General features: G+C 51.4%; 16 protein-coding genes. All 16 read right to left on the bottom strand.

Annotated features, from left to right (window positions below):
* Window positions 1-50: 50 nt before the first annotated feature.
* A complete protein-coding gene (locus EDM59_RS02800; protein WP_122922244.1) occupies window positions 51-422 on the bottom strand; it encodes a YraN family protein in 372 nt (123 codons plus the stop codon).
* Window positions 419-712 (bottom strand): EscU/YscU/HrcU family type III secretion system export apparatus switch protein, encoded by a 294-nt coding sequence (locus EDM59_RS02795; RefSeq protein ID WP_122922243.1) that lies wholly within the window; start codon window positions 710-712, stop codon window positions 419-421. The genes EDM59_RS02800 and EDM59_RS02795 overlap by 4 nt, the downstream gene beginning before the upstream one ends.
* Window positions 709-2,616, bottom strand: a complete 1,908-nt coding sequence (locus EDM59_RS02790) for a hypothetical protein (RefSeq protein WP_122922242.1) — start codon at window positions 2,614-2,616, stop codon at window positions 709-711. Before EDM59_RS02790 ends, EDM59_RS02795 begins: the two co-directional genes overlap by 4 nt.
* A 40-nt stretch (window positions 2,617-2,656) precedes the next feature.
* Entirely contained in the window at window positions 2,657-3,433 is a 777-nt protein-coding gene (locus EDM59_RS02785) for a ribonuclease HII (protein ID WP_122922241.1), read from the bottom strand.
* 149 nt (window positions 3,434-3,582) lie between these two features.
* Window positions 3,583-4,476: a ribosome biogenesis GTPase YlqF gene (ylqF, locus tag EDM59_RS02780; RefSeq protein ID WP_122922240.1), complete on the bottom strand. Its 894-nt coding sequence runs from the start codon at window positions 4,474-4,476 to the stop codon at window positions 3,583-3,585.
* Between the two features lie 43 nt (window positions 4,477-4,519).
* Window positions 4,520-5,083, bottom strand: coding sequence for a signal peptidase I (gene lepB / locus EDM59_RS02775; protein WP_092266624.1), 564 nt, complete (start codon window positions 5,081-5,083; stop codon window positions 4,520-4,522).
* Window positions 5,084-5,221: 138 nt separating this feature from the next.
* Window positions 5,222-5,569: a 50S ribosomal protein L19 gene (rplS, locus tag EDM59_RS02770; RefSeq protein WP_055746938.1), complete on the bottom strand. Its 348-nt coding sequence runs from the start codon at window positions 5,567-5,569 to the stop codon at window positions 5,222-5,224.
* 157 nt (window positions 5,570-5,726) lie between these two features.
* Window positions 5,727-6,473 carry a tRNA (guanosine(37)-N1)-methyltransferase TrmD gene (gene trmD / locus EDM59_RS02765; protein ID WP_122922239.1) on the bottom strand — a complete coding sequence of 249 codons (747 nt, stop codon included), beginning with the start codon at window positions 6,471-6,473 and terminating at the stop codon, window positions 5,727-5,729.
* A 17-nt stretch (window positions 6,474-6,490) separates the two neighbouring features.
* Window positions 6,491-7,006 (bottom strand): ribosome maturation factor RimM, encoded by a 516-nt coding sequence (gene rimM, locus EDM59_RS02760; RefSeq protein WP_122922238.1) that lies wholly within the window; start codon window positions 7,004-7,006, stop codon window positions 6,491-6,493.
* Window positions 7,007-7,030: 24 nt separating this feature from the next.
* Entirely contained in the window at window positions 7,031-7,453 is a 423-nt protein-coding gene (locus EDM59_RS02755; RefSeq protein WP_122922237.1) for a YlqD family protein, read from the bottom strand.
* A gap of 84 nt (window positions 7,454-7,537) precedes the next feature.
* Complete coding sequence (locus tag EDM59_RS02750) at window positions 7,538-7,765, bottom strand: KH domain-containing protein (protein WP_055746934.1); 228 nt, start codon at window positions 7,763-7,765, stop codon at window positions 7,538-7,540.
* Window positions 7,766-7,788: 23 nt separating this feature from the next.
* Window positions 7,789-8,061, bottom strand: coding sequence for a 30S ribosomal protein S16 (rpsP, locus tag EDM59_RS02745; RefSeq protein WP_092266620.1), 273 nt, complete (start codon window positions 8,059-8,061; stop codon window positions 7,789-7,791).
* A 112-nt stretch (window positions 8,062-8,173) separates the two neighbouring features.
* Window positions 8,174-9,589: a signal recognition particle protein gene (gene ffh / locus EDM59_RS02740; RefSeq protein ID WP_122922236.1), complete on the bottom strand. Its 1,416-nt coding sequence runs from the start codon at window positions 9,587-9,589 to the stop codon at window positions 8,174-8,176.
* Between the two features lie 10 nt (window positions 9,590-9,599).
* Window positions 9,600-9,938, bottom strand: coding sequence for a putative DNA-binding protein (locus tag EDM59_RS02735; protein ID WP_092266618.1), 339 nt, complete (start codon window positions 9,936-9,938; stop codon window positions 9,600-9,602).
* 143 nt (window positions 9,939-10,081) lie between these two features.
* Window positions 10,082-11,089, bottom strand: a complete 1,008-nt coding sequence (gene ftsY / locus EDM59_RS02730) for a signal recognition particle-docking protein FtsY (RefSeq protein ID WP_092266617.1) — start codon at window positions 11,087-11,089, stop codon at window positions 10,082-10,084.
* Between the two features lie 42 nt (window positions 11,090-11,131).
* A complete protein-coding gene (gene smc / locus EDM59_RS02725) occupies window positions 11,132-14,704 on the bottom strand; it encodes a chromosome segregation protein SMC (RefSeq protein ID WP_122922235.1) in 3,573 nt (1,190 codons plus the stop codon).
* Window positions 14,705-14,882 lie beyond the last annotated feature (178 nt).

Below are 14,882 nucleotides of genomic sequence, written 5' to 3'. Positions count from 1 at the left end.
GCGGTTGATGTAGACATATCCCCAATCGCGGCGGTTTTCTGAGCCCGATTTTAAAAGGCATGCTCAATGTGCTCGATACTTGCATCCATGTCGATCCCACTCATGCCATGTCCTTGTATGGCAATCACATCAAAACGAAAGGCAGGGACAAAGCCAGCGGTGCTTTGCAGGTAGTCCATGGCCAGCTCTCTTAGCTTCTGCTGTTTTCTCCAAGTGACTGATTCGGCTGCAGTACCATGCCGCCCGCTGCTCCTCGTGCGCACTTCCACGAAAACAAGTGTTTCCCCGATGGACGCGATCAAGTCGATCTCCCCTCGCCGGGTTCTCACATTACGGCCGAGAATTTTGTACCCTTTTTGCCGCAGGAAGATCTCTGCAGCCTGTTCCCCTGCTTGCCCCAAAGCCCTCCGCTGCTGACTCATCGCTTCTCGGCTCCTCCCTTATCCAATCGGTAGACAAATGCCAGGATTTCTGCCACCACCTGATACAGCTCCGGAGGGATCTGCTGATCTAAATCGAGCTTCCCTAGCACCTCCACCAGCGATGGATCCTCCTGAACTGGGATATCGTGCTCCTTTGCCGTTTTCAGCATGTTCTCCGCAACGTATCCCTTCCCTTTTGCCACGACCTTTGGAGCTTCCATCGTACCCGCCTGATATTTTAAGGCGACGGCTTGTATCCGCTTGCTATCGGAAGATTGGGACTGACTCATATCCGCAGGTCCACTCCTTTGTAATCAGAAAGGATCGCGCCCTTTGCTCCCGTTGTCATCGAGGTGTTATTTTTTTGCTTTGGTATGTCCTGCACACGTACGGCCGACAGCTGAAATCCAACCTCCTGCAGTTGCTGGGCAAAGCCTTCCTTCATGCCCTGTACGAGCTTGTCGACCCAAGGTGCATTATTAAAGATTTGCAGATTAATGATTCGGTTTACGATGCCTACATCGATCATCGCCGTTCCCATCTCTTTCAGCTCAAGGTGGAAAAAGAGCCGGCAATTATCCGCGTCGAGCTGCCCACCGTCTTTTTTCTTGGATTCGATCTGCACATAGGCCGTGTCTTCGCCTTGTGCCGAGCGGATCGGAATTTGCAGTACGATCTGGGATAAGGCTTGATTCGTCGGCTGAAGCATCATCAATTGCTGACCGGTGACTTGCTGCAGCAGCTGATCGGCTGCATCACGCAATCCAGCAGGCACGGTATGATTGGGTGACTGCGTAATTTGCATCAGCAAGGATTTGACCGACTCCAGCTGCTTGTGAAGCGCGCCATCGGACGCTGCTCCCGATAACATCTGACCCATTAATTCCCGCTCGTGGGCCATCCCCATCTGGCGGAACAATTCCTGAATGGGGTTCTTTCCAGCTGCTGCTTCCGTATTTTTACCTGTTAGCTGCTGCATTGGAGTATCCGCATAGCCGCGCGTCGCAGATGCTGCCTCTTCAGGAGTCCGAGCGTGAACAGCTGTCAGACTACCCTCTTGCGTTGTAAGCGGCACTGCCGGCTGTGCAGATCCGCTTCCCATTCCCTTTGGTTGTTGTGTCAAATCGAGCTGAGTATTCTCTACGGAACTGGCAGCTATCCCTGCGGCAATAGCCTGACCGCTTGCTTTCGGAACGTTGAGGTTCTGTCCAGGTTGGCTCTCTCCCTCTGCTTGAGCAAGACGGACAGGTGGAGGCGTTGATGCTTCCTTTGGATGATTCCCCTGCTCTCTTGCCAGCTGAATGCCTCCTGCTTCTCCCCTCTTCCTGTCGCTACTCTGGACGAGAGCGTCTGCGCCTGCTGCAGCGATCGGTGTCTTGACTGAGCTCTGGGCTATCTGACCGTCTGTTTGTGTGCGCCCTTGGGCAGTAGTTGAACTTGCTGGGTTCGTATTCTGTGACTCTATCTCCGTCTGAGTGGAGAGGGCTAAAGGCAGAGCTCCCACTTTTTCTTTGAGCATGGCGACCACTTGCCGCAGCCCTGCGTCTGCTAGCGTCGTTTGACCATCTGTTTTCGGGGTATTTCCCCCATTCGCTGCGGATGCAGCTGTCGCATCCTCCAGAAACTTTGTCGCTTGCAGCAAAAAGTTCTGTATGCCGACACTGACAGGCTTATCGGAAAGAAATGCTTTTAATCCCGATACGGTATCTGGCGTAAGCGGCAGGTTTCTCTTTACTGCCATCATGAATGCCTCCACTGTGGCGTCACTCGTTCCAAGACGAGCAGCGACTGCCGTGAAAGCCTGAACGGTTTCTTTCGTGACGGGTAGGTTGGCATTCATCAGAGCAGTTACGATCGCTCTGCTTTCCTTTGTTTCAGGCAGCCCGAGTGATTTGATCAGTCCCTCCAGCGAGGCTTCTTTTCCTCCACCCGCTGGTTGCGTATCCAATACCTTCAAGGTCACGACATCAGAGGATGGCTGGACTTGGAGCCATGCCTTTTGTCCTTGCTCTAGCTTTGTCTCCAGCTTTGCCTGCACTTGCATCCCGCCTATTTGAACGAGAGCCATATTATCCGGGTATTGCTTGATCAAGGTTCCTTTAAACACTTGCCCTGGCGTCAGTTCGACCGGTTTGGGCGTAGAAGCAGGTGCGCGCTGCACCAGCGATTGAATCAGCTGTGATGGAGAAAACATGGTACTCACACCTCCTGCTAGGCCCAAAACAGCAGCTTCATTACGCTTGCTCTTTTACGCCGGTAAACGTCTTCCGATGAATCGGAGTCGCCCCAAAGCGCTCAATCGCAGACAAATGCTCTGCTGTCCCGTAACCTGCATGTTTTTCAAATCCGTACTCAGGAAATTCACGTCCGTATTCAACCATCATGCGGTCTCGCGTGACTTTTGCTACAATCGATGCGGCTGCAATGGATACACTTTTGCCATCCCCACCAATGATCGGGACCTGTTTGCAGCTGAGCCCTGCAAGCTGAACAGCATCGATCAGACACGCATCAGGTGAGATTGATGCATTTTGAATAGCGAGGAGCATCGCTTCTTTCGTTGCATTCAGAATATTGATAGCGTCGATACGCACGGCGTCTACTATTCCGATGCCAACAGCCGTCGCATCACGCATGATGACCTCGTAAAAAGCCTCACGAGTCGCAACTGGCACTTTCTTCGAATCATTCAAGCCCGGCAAATAGAAGTCTGCTGGCAAACAAACGGCCGCTGCGACTACTGGCCCTGCCAAAGGACCTCGTCCCACTTCATCGATCCCAAACAAATGCACGTGCCCGCTCTCGCGCAATGAACGCTCGTACTGCGTCATTTCTGTCCACTGCGACGCCAGCTTCTCTCTACGTGCTATTGCCGCCTCAGCTTTACGAGCGATGTCTTGAACCCCTGCCCGCTTGTCATCCTTTAACAATTGTAAAAAATCTTTGGGTACCTCGTCCAATTTTTCGACCCATTCCCTTATTTCCTTTATCGACAGTTCTGCCATATTCATTGACTGCTTTCTCCTTATGTACGGATAAATAACTTCTAAGCTTTTGGCACGGACTGAGTTACACCTATAGTGGATAAGAATCTTTTCCACCTCTATCCGAATAAAAAAACCGCCTATCATGACGGATAGACAGGTTTTTCAACGCTTATTCATTCAGGTAACGAGAGTGGTTTGCCAATCGGTTCGTCCATTTCCCAATCGATCGGGCGTTCTACAGATACTTGACCCAGCTTACCGGATCGCAGCTCTCGCAAGAAGATCTCTGCCGCCTTGTCGTAGTCGATGTTTCCCCCTGAAACGAGACAGCCTCGCTTTTTCCCGATCTCCTCCAGCATTTTCACTCGATCATCGGGCATTTCCTTCAGCTTGAAGCGTTCTACCAATCTCTCAGGGTAGTAGTGCATCATGTAGCTGAGCACAAACAGAGCAACTTCTGTAAAGTCAATGAGCTCGTCCTTGATCGCACCGCTTGCTGCTAGCCGCAAGCCGACCATTTGGTCCTCAAACTTCGGCCACAAAATACCTGGTGTATCTAAAAGCTCAAGTGTATCCCCCATCTTCACCCACTGCTGCGCTTTGGTTACAGCCGGGCGATCACCGGTCTGGGCAACAGAGCGCTTGGACAGTCGATTGATCAGAGACGACTTACCGACGTTCGGGATTCCCAAAATCATAATGCGGATCGCACGTCCTTGCATACCCTTTTCTGCTCGCTTCGCCAGCATATCGCCAGCTAGCTCTTTGCATAGCTCAGGCAGCTTGCCCACACCCTTACCACTTAATGCATCAATCGGAAGCGTGCGAATCCCAAGCCCGCGGAAATAGGATATCCACTGATCCGTTACTTTTTCGTCCGCTAAATCAGCCTTGTTTAACAATATCAGTCTGGGCATATCGCCGACAATTTCATCAATCATCGGGTTGCGGCTGGATAAAGGAAGCCGTGCATCCAGCAACTCGATGACCACATCGATCAGCTTGAGCTTCTCCGTCACTTGCCGGCGCGCTTTCGCCATGTGCCCCGGAAACCATTGAATGGTCATGTATGTCTCACCTACCTTGCTGCAGTTCTTACATATTGCCACCTTATCTTGTCATACGGATATCCCCGATCGGCCAAAACGTAAATTCAGCGCGACCAACAACCGTACTGACAGCAACAGGTCCGATAATCCGGCTATCCGTGCTGTTTAAACGGTTGTCTCCCATGACGAAGATGTGATTGGCAGGGATTTTTACCAAGGGGAAATCATGTGTGAAAACGAGTTCTCCCTGTTTTTTTGCCTCTTCTTTATGTTGTGCAAGATATGGCTCTTCTACCAGCTTCCCATTTATAAAAAGCTGATCGTTTTTGACTTCCACCGTATCTCCCGCGACCGCGATCACCCGTTTGATATAATCTCGTGTTTTTTCTGCATGAAACACGATAATATCTCCCGGCTTCGGGTCCTCCATATAGTAAATGGCTTTGTTTACAACCAATTTTTCATTGTTATGTAAGGTGGTTTCCATGGACTCGCCCTCTACGATAAAGGGGGCGAATAGGAAGGTCCGGATGAGAAACGCTAGGATAATCGCAATAACCAGCGCGCGGGTCCATTCCCATAGTTCGTTTTTCTTGGCGCGGGTGGAAGTAACTTCTTCGTTCATGATCCGACCCTCCGAACAGTTGGCTTGTCCATTGTTTTGACCCTTGGTGCAGCCATGTCTACTTGCCATTCTTGCCCTAAATGGAAAAAAGAGGCCTGGCTAGCAGACCAGTCCTCTTTCCTATGCGTTAGCAAACGCTTATCGACGGATTTCTTTAATACGAGCTGCTTTACCTACACGATCACGCAGATAGTACAGTTTCGCACGACGTACTTTACCATGACGCACGATCTCGATCTTGTCGATCTTAGGCGTGTGCAATGGGAAGGTACGCTCAACACCTACGCCGTAAGAAATCTTACGAGCAGTGAAAGTTTCGCTGATACCAGTACCACGACGGCGGATGCAAACGCCTTCGAAGAGCTGAATACGCTCACGCTGACCCTCGATTACCTTAACGTGTACACGAACGGTGTCACCAGGTCGGAACGCAGGAATGTCCTGTTTCAATTGCTCTTTTTCCAATTCACGGATTACTTGGTTCATTTGAATTCCCTCCTTCCGATCAGACGTTCTTACTCGTCTACCAAAATCTGGCTCAGCGCATATGCCTGAGATACGAGTAGCGGACCGCCTTAGTCAGCGGGCAAAATTGCCACAAGAAATATATTAGCACACTGGGCGTGAGACTACAAGGGTGTTTTTACGGTTTGTCTGTAATTTTTTTCTCAGCGTCCAGTTCTGCCAAGAGCTTCTTCATTTCAGCCGTCAACTCGAGTTTCTTCAGCAGATCCGGCCTGCGTTCACGGGTACGTCTCAGGGACTCTTTCAGGCGCCATTTCACGATGTTGGCATGATGTCCTGAAAGAAGGACGTCAGGTACCTTCCAGCCGCGAAATTCAGCCGGTCTCGTATAGTGGGGATACTCCAGGAGACCCGTTGAAAAGGAATCCTCTACAGCGGACGTCTGATTGCCCAGTGCCCCTGGCTGAAGCCGAACGACACTGTCGATCACGACCATCGCTGCCAGTTCTCCGCCCGTCAAAACGTAATCGCCGATAGAAATCTCATCCGTGACCAAATGCTCGCGGATACGCTCATCATAGCCTTCGTAGTGACCGCAAACAAATACGAGATGCTCTTCCTTTGCCAGCTCCTCTGCAAGCTTCTGATTGTAGGGGACTCCCTGTGGACACATGAGGATCACACGAGGCTTCTTCTCGCCTGCCATGGATTCAACCGCCCGAAACAACGGCTCCGGCTTGAGCACCATGCCTCCTCCGCCGCCATACGGGGTATCGTCTACAGTGCCATGCTTGCTTTCTGAGAACTCGCGGAAGTTCGTAACGTGAAAGTCCACGATTTCTTTTTCACGCGCTTTTCCTAAAATGCTGCTAGATAAAACCCCCGCAAACATCTCGGGAAACAGGGTGAGTATATCAATGCGCATGTGAATACAAATCCTCCCTACAGCAAGCCTTCCATCAGATGGCAGACCACGCGTTTGCCTTTGACATCCACTTCTTTGATGCAATCGTCGATGTAGGGCAGCAGGATTTCGCCACGCTTGCCTTTTACCACCCAAACATCGTTTGCTCCTGGCTGCATCACATCGACGATTTTCCCCAGCTCTTCTCCTTGGTCTGTCACGACCTCGCAGCCGATCAGCTGGTGAATGTAGAACTCATCCTCCTCCAGCTGCATCAGGGCCTCTTCCGGGATTTTCAGCTCTCCACCTTTGTATTTCTCAACGTCGTTAATATTCGTATAGCCATGGAAGCTCAATATCTCGAACCCTTTGTGTGGCCTGCGAGTTGCGATCTTTAGTTTCAGTGGTTCTGCAAGTGTCGGGTGGAACAATAACAGCTCGTTCCCTTTCCGAAAACGCTGATCAGGGAAATCAGTCGTCGGAATGACTCGCACTTCTCCCCGCAGGCCGTGCGTGTTGACCAGCTTCCCCACTCCATAATAACGCTTTTCCAATCGATCCCATCCTCCTATGAACGCTTACCTTTGTTCTGATGCTCGCCCGCGAATCTCGTGTACCTGACCATCTTTTATCAGGATTTCCGTTCCCGCTATGATTTCATCCCAAACATCTCCGATTTGCACCGTTACGGGGCTTTGTACCGTTTGATAGTCCATTTCGCTGCCCTCAGGCAAATTCTCTGCCTGCCTCAGCTGAAACTGAAGAATCTCTATTTTCTCTTTGCGCTGCTTTTCTTCCCGTGCCACTTTCTCTTGTGCGAGCGCGTATGTATCCGCTGACTTTTTCTTTGCGTCAGCGAGTATCTTTTTCGTTTGAAACTGCCACTGCTCCCATGAGTCGCGTTGCAGTCGGATCTGTCTTGCATATTGTTCAACCAGTGCAGCGCGGGAGGCTTCCGTCATGATGATCTTGACCTGTACCGAACGAAAAATAGTGAGCATATGTGCCACTCCCCTCGACTCGCCCAGAATCGCTCATTCGAAAACATGAAGAAAAAAGACTGGGAATGCTCCCAGCCTTTTCACTCAAACAATTTCAACCGTGACGCGCTTGTCCGTTTCCACGGATGCCGCCATCACGACCGTGCGCAGTGCTTTCGCGATCCGTCCCTGCTTGCCAATGATCTTCCCCATATCATCAGGGTGGACCGACAATTCAAAGACGAGAGTACGCTCTTTTTCCACTGCATTCACACGAACCTCATTCGGATGATCGACGAGAGCTTTTGCGATCGTTTCGACCAGCGCTTTCATCATCAGACCTCCAGATGAACGGCTTATTTGCCGTATTTGGTTTCGTGTACTTTAGCCATAACGCCTTCTTTGGAGAGAAGGTTACGAACGGTATCAGTTGGAGCTGCACCATTCAGGATCCATTGTACCGCTTTTTCGGTATCAATTTTCACCACTGCCGGTTGAGCAACCGGATTGTAGTAACCGATTTCTTCAATGAAACGGCCATCACGAGGGGAACGAGAGTCAGCTACTACTACACGGTAGAAAGGAGCTTTCTTGGAACCCATACGCTTCAGACGGATTTTAACTGCCATGTTGTGTCACCTCCTGTATAAATCAACGCGATATTCCTTCGCGTTGGTGCTACTATATCTGAACCATCGCGTCAGCTGACAAGTCAGTGCCGCGAAGAGAGTTCATGCTCCATCATTTGAACGGCGGTTTGAAATTAAACGGGAAGTTCATGCCACCCTGGTTTTTGCCTCCGCCCTTACCCATAAACGGGAGTCCGAGTCCGCCCTTTTTCTTGGACTTCTTCATCATCTTGTCAGCGGCGCCAGAGAACTGCTTCATCATCTTCTTCATTTCATCGAATTGCTTGATGAATCGGTTCACTTCCTGAATGCTGGTTCCACTGCCGTTTGCGATACGCTTGCGGCGGTTGGCATTGAGCAAATCAGGATTGGCTCGCTCCGCTTTCGTCATGGACTTGGCGATTGCTTCCACACGGGCAATCTGCTTCTCATCGACATTCATTTTGCCCTTCATCTTGTTCATTCCTGGCAGCATGCCGAGAATGTCTTCAAAAGGACCCATGTTGCGCAGCTGCTGCATAGAGTCAAGGAACATGTCGAAGGTAAACTCACCTTGACGCATTTGGCGTTCCATGTCCCGCGCCTTTTCTTCGTCAACGTTTGCCTGTGCCTTTTCAATCAGGCTGAGCACGTCCCCCATACCCAAGATACGGGATGCCATGCGATCCGGATGAAACGGCTCCAGTGCGTCGAGCTTCTCACCCATCGCCGCGAACTTGATCGGCTTGCCGGTGACTGCTTTGACAGATAACGCTGCACCGCCTCGGGTGTCGCCATCGAGCTTGGTGAGAACCACACCGGTCAGCTCCAGCTGACTGTTAAAGCTCTCTGCTACATTGACGGCATCTTGTCCAGTCATCGCATCGACCACGAGCAGGATTTCATCGGGCTTTGCTACCTCGCGAATCTGCTTCAGTTCATCCATCAGTGCTTCATCGATATGCAGTCTACCTGCCGTATCGATGATAACCACATCGAGATGATTGGCTTTGGCATGCTCAATCGCTTGTCGTGCAATGTCTACCGGACTGACTTTATCTCCGAGTGAAAAGACGGGTACTCCGAGCTGCTCACCCAAAACTTGAAGCTGTTTGATCGCGGCAGGGCGGTAAATGTCGCCTGCTACGAGAAGCGGCTTGCGGTTTTGTTTTTGCAAATGCTTGGCCAGCTTACCAGTCGTGGTCGTTTTCCCTGCCCCCTGCAAACCTGCCATCATGATGACAGTCGGCGGGCGGTGAGCCATCGTCAGTTGAGCGACACTGCCACCCATCAGCTCGACCAGCTCTTCGTTCACGATCTTGATAACCATCTGACCAGGTGTCAGGCTTTTCATGACATCCTGACCGACTGCGCGCTCCTTAACGCGAGCAACGAAGTCTTTTACTACTTTAAAGTTAACATCTGCTTCCAACAGGGCGAGTCGTACTTCGCGCATCGCTTCGTTCACGACGGTTTCATCGATTTTGCCTCTGCCTCGCAGTTTGTCAAACGCGTTCTGCAGCCGATTGGCTAAGCTCTCAAACGCCATGCGAGCCCTCCTAATCCATCTCTGACAGTTGGTGGAGCAAAGTGTTCAGTTCGTCTCTTGTATCGCTATCCGCAAGCTCATTCACAAGCTCTTTCATTCGGTTCAGCGCATCCATGCGTTGTTCATGCCTGTCCGCGAGATGAAGCTTCTGATCGTATTCGAACAGCTGCTTTTCGGCCCGCTTGATGTGATCATAAACAGCTTGGCGACTGACCTCATGCATCTCGGCGATCTCTGAAAGCGACAAATCATCCAGATAGTACAACTCCAGATATTCACGCTGCTTGCCCTTGAGTAGCGGCGCGTAGAAATCAAACAAGAGATTGACTTGATTGGTTTTTTCCAACATGACAACCAATCCTTTGCTATGAGGTACTCGGTGCAAACTGTAAAGACTTTTTCTTTACAGCACGTAGATTATAGTACCCAATTCCACACCCAGTGTCAAGGTTTTTTATTGACATCATTTTTTATTGATTTGGTAGAACGATTTTACGCCTCTTTTTGTTCCTCATTTACTTCCTGTTGGATCAGGCCTGCGAACAGCGCATGAACGAACTGCTCTGGATCGAAGCGTTGCAAGTCGTCCATTTTCTCACCCAGTCCTACATACTTCACAGGAATGTTCAATTCGTTGCGGATCGCGATGACGATCCCGCCCTTTGCAGTACCGTCGAGCTTGGTCAGGACAAGACCGCTTACGCCCGCAGACTGGCCGAACGTTTTTGCTTGGGAAAGAGCGTTTTGTCCTGTCGTAGCATCCAGTACGAGCAATACTTCATGAGGTGCCCCTGGGAGCTCACGCTGCAGGACGCGGTGAACCTTTGCCAGCTCTTCCATCAGATTGACCTTGTTTTGCAGGCGTCCAGCCGTATCGCACAAGAGCACGTCTACCTGACGGGATTTCGCTGCCTGGATCGCATCGTAGATGACAGCTGCAGGATCGGAGCCTTGCTGCTGCTTGATAACGTCTACACCTACGCGCTCGCCCCACACTTCTAGCTGCTCAATCGCCGCGGCACGGAACGTATCTCCTGCGGCAAGCAAGACCTTTTTGCCCTGCTGCTTGAACATATGTGCCATTTTCCCGATCGTCGTGGTCTTTCCAACGCCGTTAACCCCTACGAACAAGATCACGTTCAGGCGACCGTCCTGGACGTTCAGCTCTGTGTCTGCTACTTCGTCATTTTTCAAGAGAGCAACCAGCTTCTCTGAGAGAATCGGCTGCAGGTCGATGGCATTCTCGATTTTTTGCTTGCGTACTTCGCCCCGCAGATCGTCAATCAGCTCCATGACGGTATTGACGCCGACGTCGGAGGTAATCAAAATTTCCTCGAGCTCATCGAAGAAATCATCGTCGATTTTTTTGTAGCGGCGGACGAGATCCTCTACCTTTTCCACGAGGAGATCACGCGTTTTCGCCAGTCCATCCGTAAACTTCTGGGTGACCTCCTCTGATTTTTGTACGATCGCGTCACGTAGGCGCTTGAAAAAGCTCATTTTCATCTTCCTTTGCGGGTAATAATGATTCAGCCGCTAAGATTACGAAGCGGATTCGATAAATTTGTCGCTGTCCTCCAGCTTCACAGATACCAGTTTGGAAACGCCGCCCTCCTGCATCGTGATCCCGTAGAGCACATCCGCGCTCTCCATCGTCCCTTTGCGGTGAGTGACACAAATAAACTGGGTCTGGTTGCTGAAATGGTGCATGTACTCGGCAAAGCGGTTGACGTTTGCCTCATCCAGCGCTGCCTCGACCTCATCGAGGACACAGAACGGTACCGGCTTCACGCGCAGGATCGCAAACAGCAGCGCCATCGCTGTCAAAGCACGCTCCCCACCGGAGAGCAGAGCCAGGTTTTGCAGCTTCTTGCCCGGAGGCTGTGCCACGATATCGATCCCGGTTTCCAGCAGATTGTCCGGATTGGAGAGCAACAGGTCTGCACGTCCTCCACCGAACAGTTTGACAAACACATCGCGGAACTGCTCGGAAATGGCATCAAACGTCTCTTTGAACCTGCGAGACATCTCTGTGTCCATTTCCTGAATGACCTGATAAAGCATATCTTTCGCTTCATTCAGGTCGGCTTCCTGTGTGCTTAAAAACTGCTGGCGTTCAGAAAGGCGCTCGTATTCCTCAATCGCGCCCAGATTCACGGTGCCTAGAGCGCCAATCTGCTTTTTGAGGCGGCTTACAATTTGGATTTCTTCTGTGATTTCACCGCGAGCCGGGTACTTTTGCTTCGCCAGATCGTAGCTCATTTCGTATTCTTCGGAGAGTTTATTCAACAGGTGATCCAGCTCGACCTCGTTGCGGTTCACCTTAACCTCTTCTTGATGCAGCTTATCCTCGAGGGATTTGACCTCCCTGCGAATCTCTTTCACTTGCTGCTCTACCTGCTCTTGCTTGTAGAACAGCGTGGCTCTCTCACTGCGGCGCTCCTGGATTAAACCGGCTACCCGGTCTTTGTCCTGGCGCAGCTCCGCAATTTTTTCATCCAGCTCAGATCCAGAAGACTCATTGGTTCTCTCCAGCTCATCGAGAGAGGCAAGCGCTTCGTTTTGCTCTTCCCATTCTTTTTGCAGCGTGCTTTTTTGTTCCAGCAAACGCTCTGTCTGCTCCAAGCGAGACTGGTGCTCCTGCATAACCTGCGCATTTAGTACTTTGAGGCTGGTGATTTTCTGATTCATCTCTTCCTTGGATTCCAGCTGCTCCTGGCGCTTGGCTTCTGCTGCTGCAATCTGGGCAGCCAGCTCTTTTTCCTGTGCATCCATCGCAGCCAGAGTCGCCTGGAGCTCCTCCTGCTTGCGAAGAGCGTCTTCCATCTCTTTGCGGTAACCAGCGATGTCTTGTTCAACCAGCTTCGTCCGCTCGCCCAAGGACCTTCCTTCTGCTTCGGTTTGCTGGTACAGGCCTTTGACCTCCTGCTCCTTCAAACGCAGAGCCTCTCCTTGGCTGCGCAACGCTTCCTGTTCTTGCTCCATCTGACGAAGTTCTTTCGCCAGTTGATCCATATGCGTAGTATGCCCAGAAATTGCCTGATCGATCTCGACCATTTGGCCTTCCAGCTCTTCCGCTTGACGGTTTCGGCCGAGCAGGTTGGAGCTGTTCTTTTTCAGAGCGCCCCCTGTCATGGAGCCGCCTGCGTTGACAATATCCCCTTCGAGCGTGACCACGCGATAGCGATAGCTTAACGTGCGGGCAACCCGGTTGGCCTGCTCAAGCGTTTCTGTGACGATGACATTGCCAAGCATCGACTCCAGAATCGGGCGATACGTCTCTTCAAAGGAAACGAGTTCACTTGCGATCCCTACGACGCCTGACTCTTTTGCCAGCTGTCGTTTGTCCTCAGCCGAGAGCTGACGAGGCCGAATGACATCCAATGGCAAAAACGTCGCTCGACCTGCATTGTGCTTTTTCAAGTGGGCAATGGCAGCACGTCCGGCACTTTCATTGTCCACCACAACGTTTTGCAGGGCACCTCCGAGCGCAACCTCCAATGCTGTTTCGTACTGCTGTGGTACGACGACCAGCTCAGCTACTGCACCATGAATCCCTGCAAAGCCGCGTTCGCGTGCCTTCAAGATTTCTTTTACCCCTTGTTGAAACCCGGCGAACTCCGATTGCATTTCTTTCAATAGATCCAGACGGGATTTGGCTGCTTCCTTCTTTTGCTCCCAGCCGCGCAGCTCGCGACGTGCCGTCTCCAAACGGGCTTGTCCCTCGCGAACTTTGTCCATCAACGACTTGTAGCCTGCGACAGTCTCTTGAATCGTCTGATCGATTGTCTCCAGCTGTTCTTTAAAAGCGGAGAGCTTGGACAGACGCTGCTGCTCTTCCTGATCCAGCTGCTCTTTTCCTGCAAGCTGACGGTCGAGGCGCGCTTGGCTCGTTTGCACCAGCTGCTGCTGATGGCGCATTTCATTGCGAAGATTGGCCATTTCATTCAGCTTTTCGAAATAATCGCCTTTCAAGCGCTCTACGTCGTCGGTCAGCGATTGGACCATGGAGAAAAACTGTCCCTCTGCCTCTTGCAGAGAGCTATTGGCTTCTGTCATACGGCGGCTGGCTTCCTGTGCGCGTTCCTGTTCCTCCGCCAGCTCCGCTTCCACGGCGTGCTGCTTTTCCGTGATCCGGTGCATTTGCTCCATCGTCTGCTGCCGGTTGGCATTCAGGTTGCGCATCCGCTCCCGCAATACTTCACGTTGGCCTTCTACCTTCTCCGCTTCTTCGCTTACCGTCAAAAGCACTTGCTGCAGCTCTTCGATAGACTGATCAATTTGCGTCACGTGAAAGCGAGCTTGCTCAAGCTCTGCTTCCTGCTGCGATGCCGCTGTAGATTGACCGACCAGCTGCTCCTGCAGCTCCTGCACACGTTGGGTAGCTGCTTCCCATTTGGCATGGGCCGCTTCGATTTGTTGCACGTAGAGGGCTACCTCGTGCTCCACCAGCTTGCGATGAAGCTCTTTGTACGTCCGGGCTGTCTCGGCTTGCTCCTGCAAAGGTCCGATTTGCTCGGAAATTTCACTGACTATGTCATGAATACGGACGAGGTTTTGCTCGGTTTCATCCAGCTTCTTTTCCGCTTCACGCTTTCTCGTTTTATACTTCACGATTCCGGCCGCTTCTTCAAAAATACCGCGTCGGTCTTCGGATTTTGTACTGAGGATTTCCTCGATCTTCCCTTGCCCGATAATCGAATACGCTTCTTTTCCCAAGCCGGTATCCATGAACAGCTCCATAATGTCCTTCAGACGGCAGGATCTGTTGTTTATGTAATACTCACTGTCGCCGGAGCGATATACTCTGCGGGTCACCGACACCTCGGAGTACTCTACATCGAGGGAACGGTCCGTATTATCCAACGTAAGGGTCACTTCGGCAAAATTGACGGGCTTGCGCGTGTCACTGCCGGCAAAAATGATATCCTCCATCTTTGCTCCGCGAAGCGACTTGGCACTCTGCTCACCCAACACCCAACGGATAGAGTCAGAGACATTGCTTTTTCCGCTACCATTTGGGCCAACTACCGCCGTTACTCCAGGTACAAATTCCAGCTCCGTCCGGTCGGCAAAGGACTTAAACCCTGCCAGTTCCAGGCGTTTTAAATACATACTGACGGTCCTCCTTCACAGCCTCTTTCGAATGAAGGCATGAAACAAGTCCTCCCTTTCATGAAGGCAAGCGACTTGCTCGAAAAGAAGCTCCTGCAAACAGACAGGAGCTTACCTACAATCAGCTACTTCGTCATATCGACATAAGTGTACCATAGAAGAGTTCGTCTCGCAGTAA

It is taken from the genome of Brevibacillus nitrificans, from assembly GCF_003710965.1.
GTDB classification, from domain to species: domain Bacteria; phylum Bacillota; class Bacilli; order Brevibacillales; family Brevibacillaceae; genus Brevibacillus; species Brevibacillus centrosporus.
This window is presented reverse-complemented; position numbering and strand designations above follow the sequence as displayed.

What these genes read in the sequence shown, in the direction of transcription:
- EDM59_RS02800 (WP_122922244.1), bottom strand. Translation starts at nt 422, where the DNA reads ATGAGTCAGCAGCGGAGGGCTTTGGGGCAAGCAGGGGAACAGGCTGCA.
- EDM59_RS02795 (WP_122922243.1), bottom strand. Translation starts at nt 712, where the DNA reads ATGAGTCAGTCCCAATCTTCCGATAGCAAGCGGATACAAGCCGTCGCC.
- EDM59_RS02790 (WP_122922242.1), bottom strand. Translation starts at nt 2,616, where the DNA reads ATGTTTTCTCCATCACAGCTGATTCAATCGCTGGTGCAGCGCGCACCT.
- EDM59_RS02785 (WP_122922241.1), bottom strand. Translation starts at nt 3,433, where the DNA reads ATGAATATGGCAGAACTGTCGATAAAGGAAATAAGGGAATGGGTCGAA.
- ylqF (WP_122922240.1), bottom strand. Translation starts at nt 4,476, where the DNA reads ATGACCATTCAATGGTTTCCGGGGCACATGGCGAAAGCGCGCCGGCAA.
- lepB (WP_092266624.1), bottom strand. Translation starts at nt 5,083, where the DNA reads ATGAACGAAGAAGTTACTTCCACCCGCGCCAAGAAAAACGAACTATGG.
- rplS (WP_055746938.1), bottom strand. Translation starts at nt 5,569, where the DNA reads ATGAACCAAGTAATCCGTGAATTGGAAAAAGAGCAATTGAAACAGGAC.
- trmD (WP_122922239.1), bottom strand. Translation starts at nt 6,473, where the DNA reads ATGCGCATTGATATACTCACCCTGTTTCCCGAGATGTTTGCGGGGGTT.
- EDM59_RS02755 (WP_122922237.1), bottom strand. Translation starts at nt 7,453, where the DNA reads ATGCTCACTATTTTTCGTTCGGTACAGGTCAAGATCATCATGACGGAA.
- EDM59_RS02750 (WP_055746934.1), bottom strand. Translation starts at nt 7,765, where the DNA reads ATGAAAGCGCTGGTCGAAACGATCGCAAAAGCTCTCGTCGATCATCCG.
- rpsP (WP_092266620.1), bottom strand. Translation starts at nt 8,061, where the DNA reads ATGGCAGTTAAAATCCGTCTGAAGCGTATGGGTTCCAAGAAAGCTCCT.
- ffh (WP_122922236.1), bottom strand. Translation starts at nt 9,589, where the DNA reads ATGGCGTTTGAGAGCTTAGCCAATCGGCTGCAGAACGCGTTTGACAAA.
- EDM59_RS02735 (WP_092266618.1), bottom strand. Translation starts at nt 9,938, where the DNA reads ATGTTGGAAAAAACCAATCAAGTCAATCTCTTGTTTGATTTCTACGCG.
- ftsY (WP_092266617.1), bottom strand. Translation starts at nt 11,089, where the DNA reads ATGAGCTTTTTCAAGCGCCTACGTGACGCGATCGTACAAAAATCAGAG.
- smc (WP_122922235.1), bottom strand. Translation starts at nt 14,704, where the DNA reads ATGTATTTAAAACGCCTGGAACTGGCAGGGTTTAAGTCCTTTGCCGAC.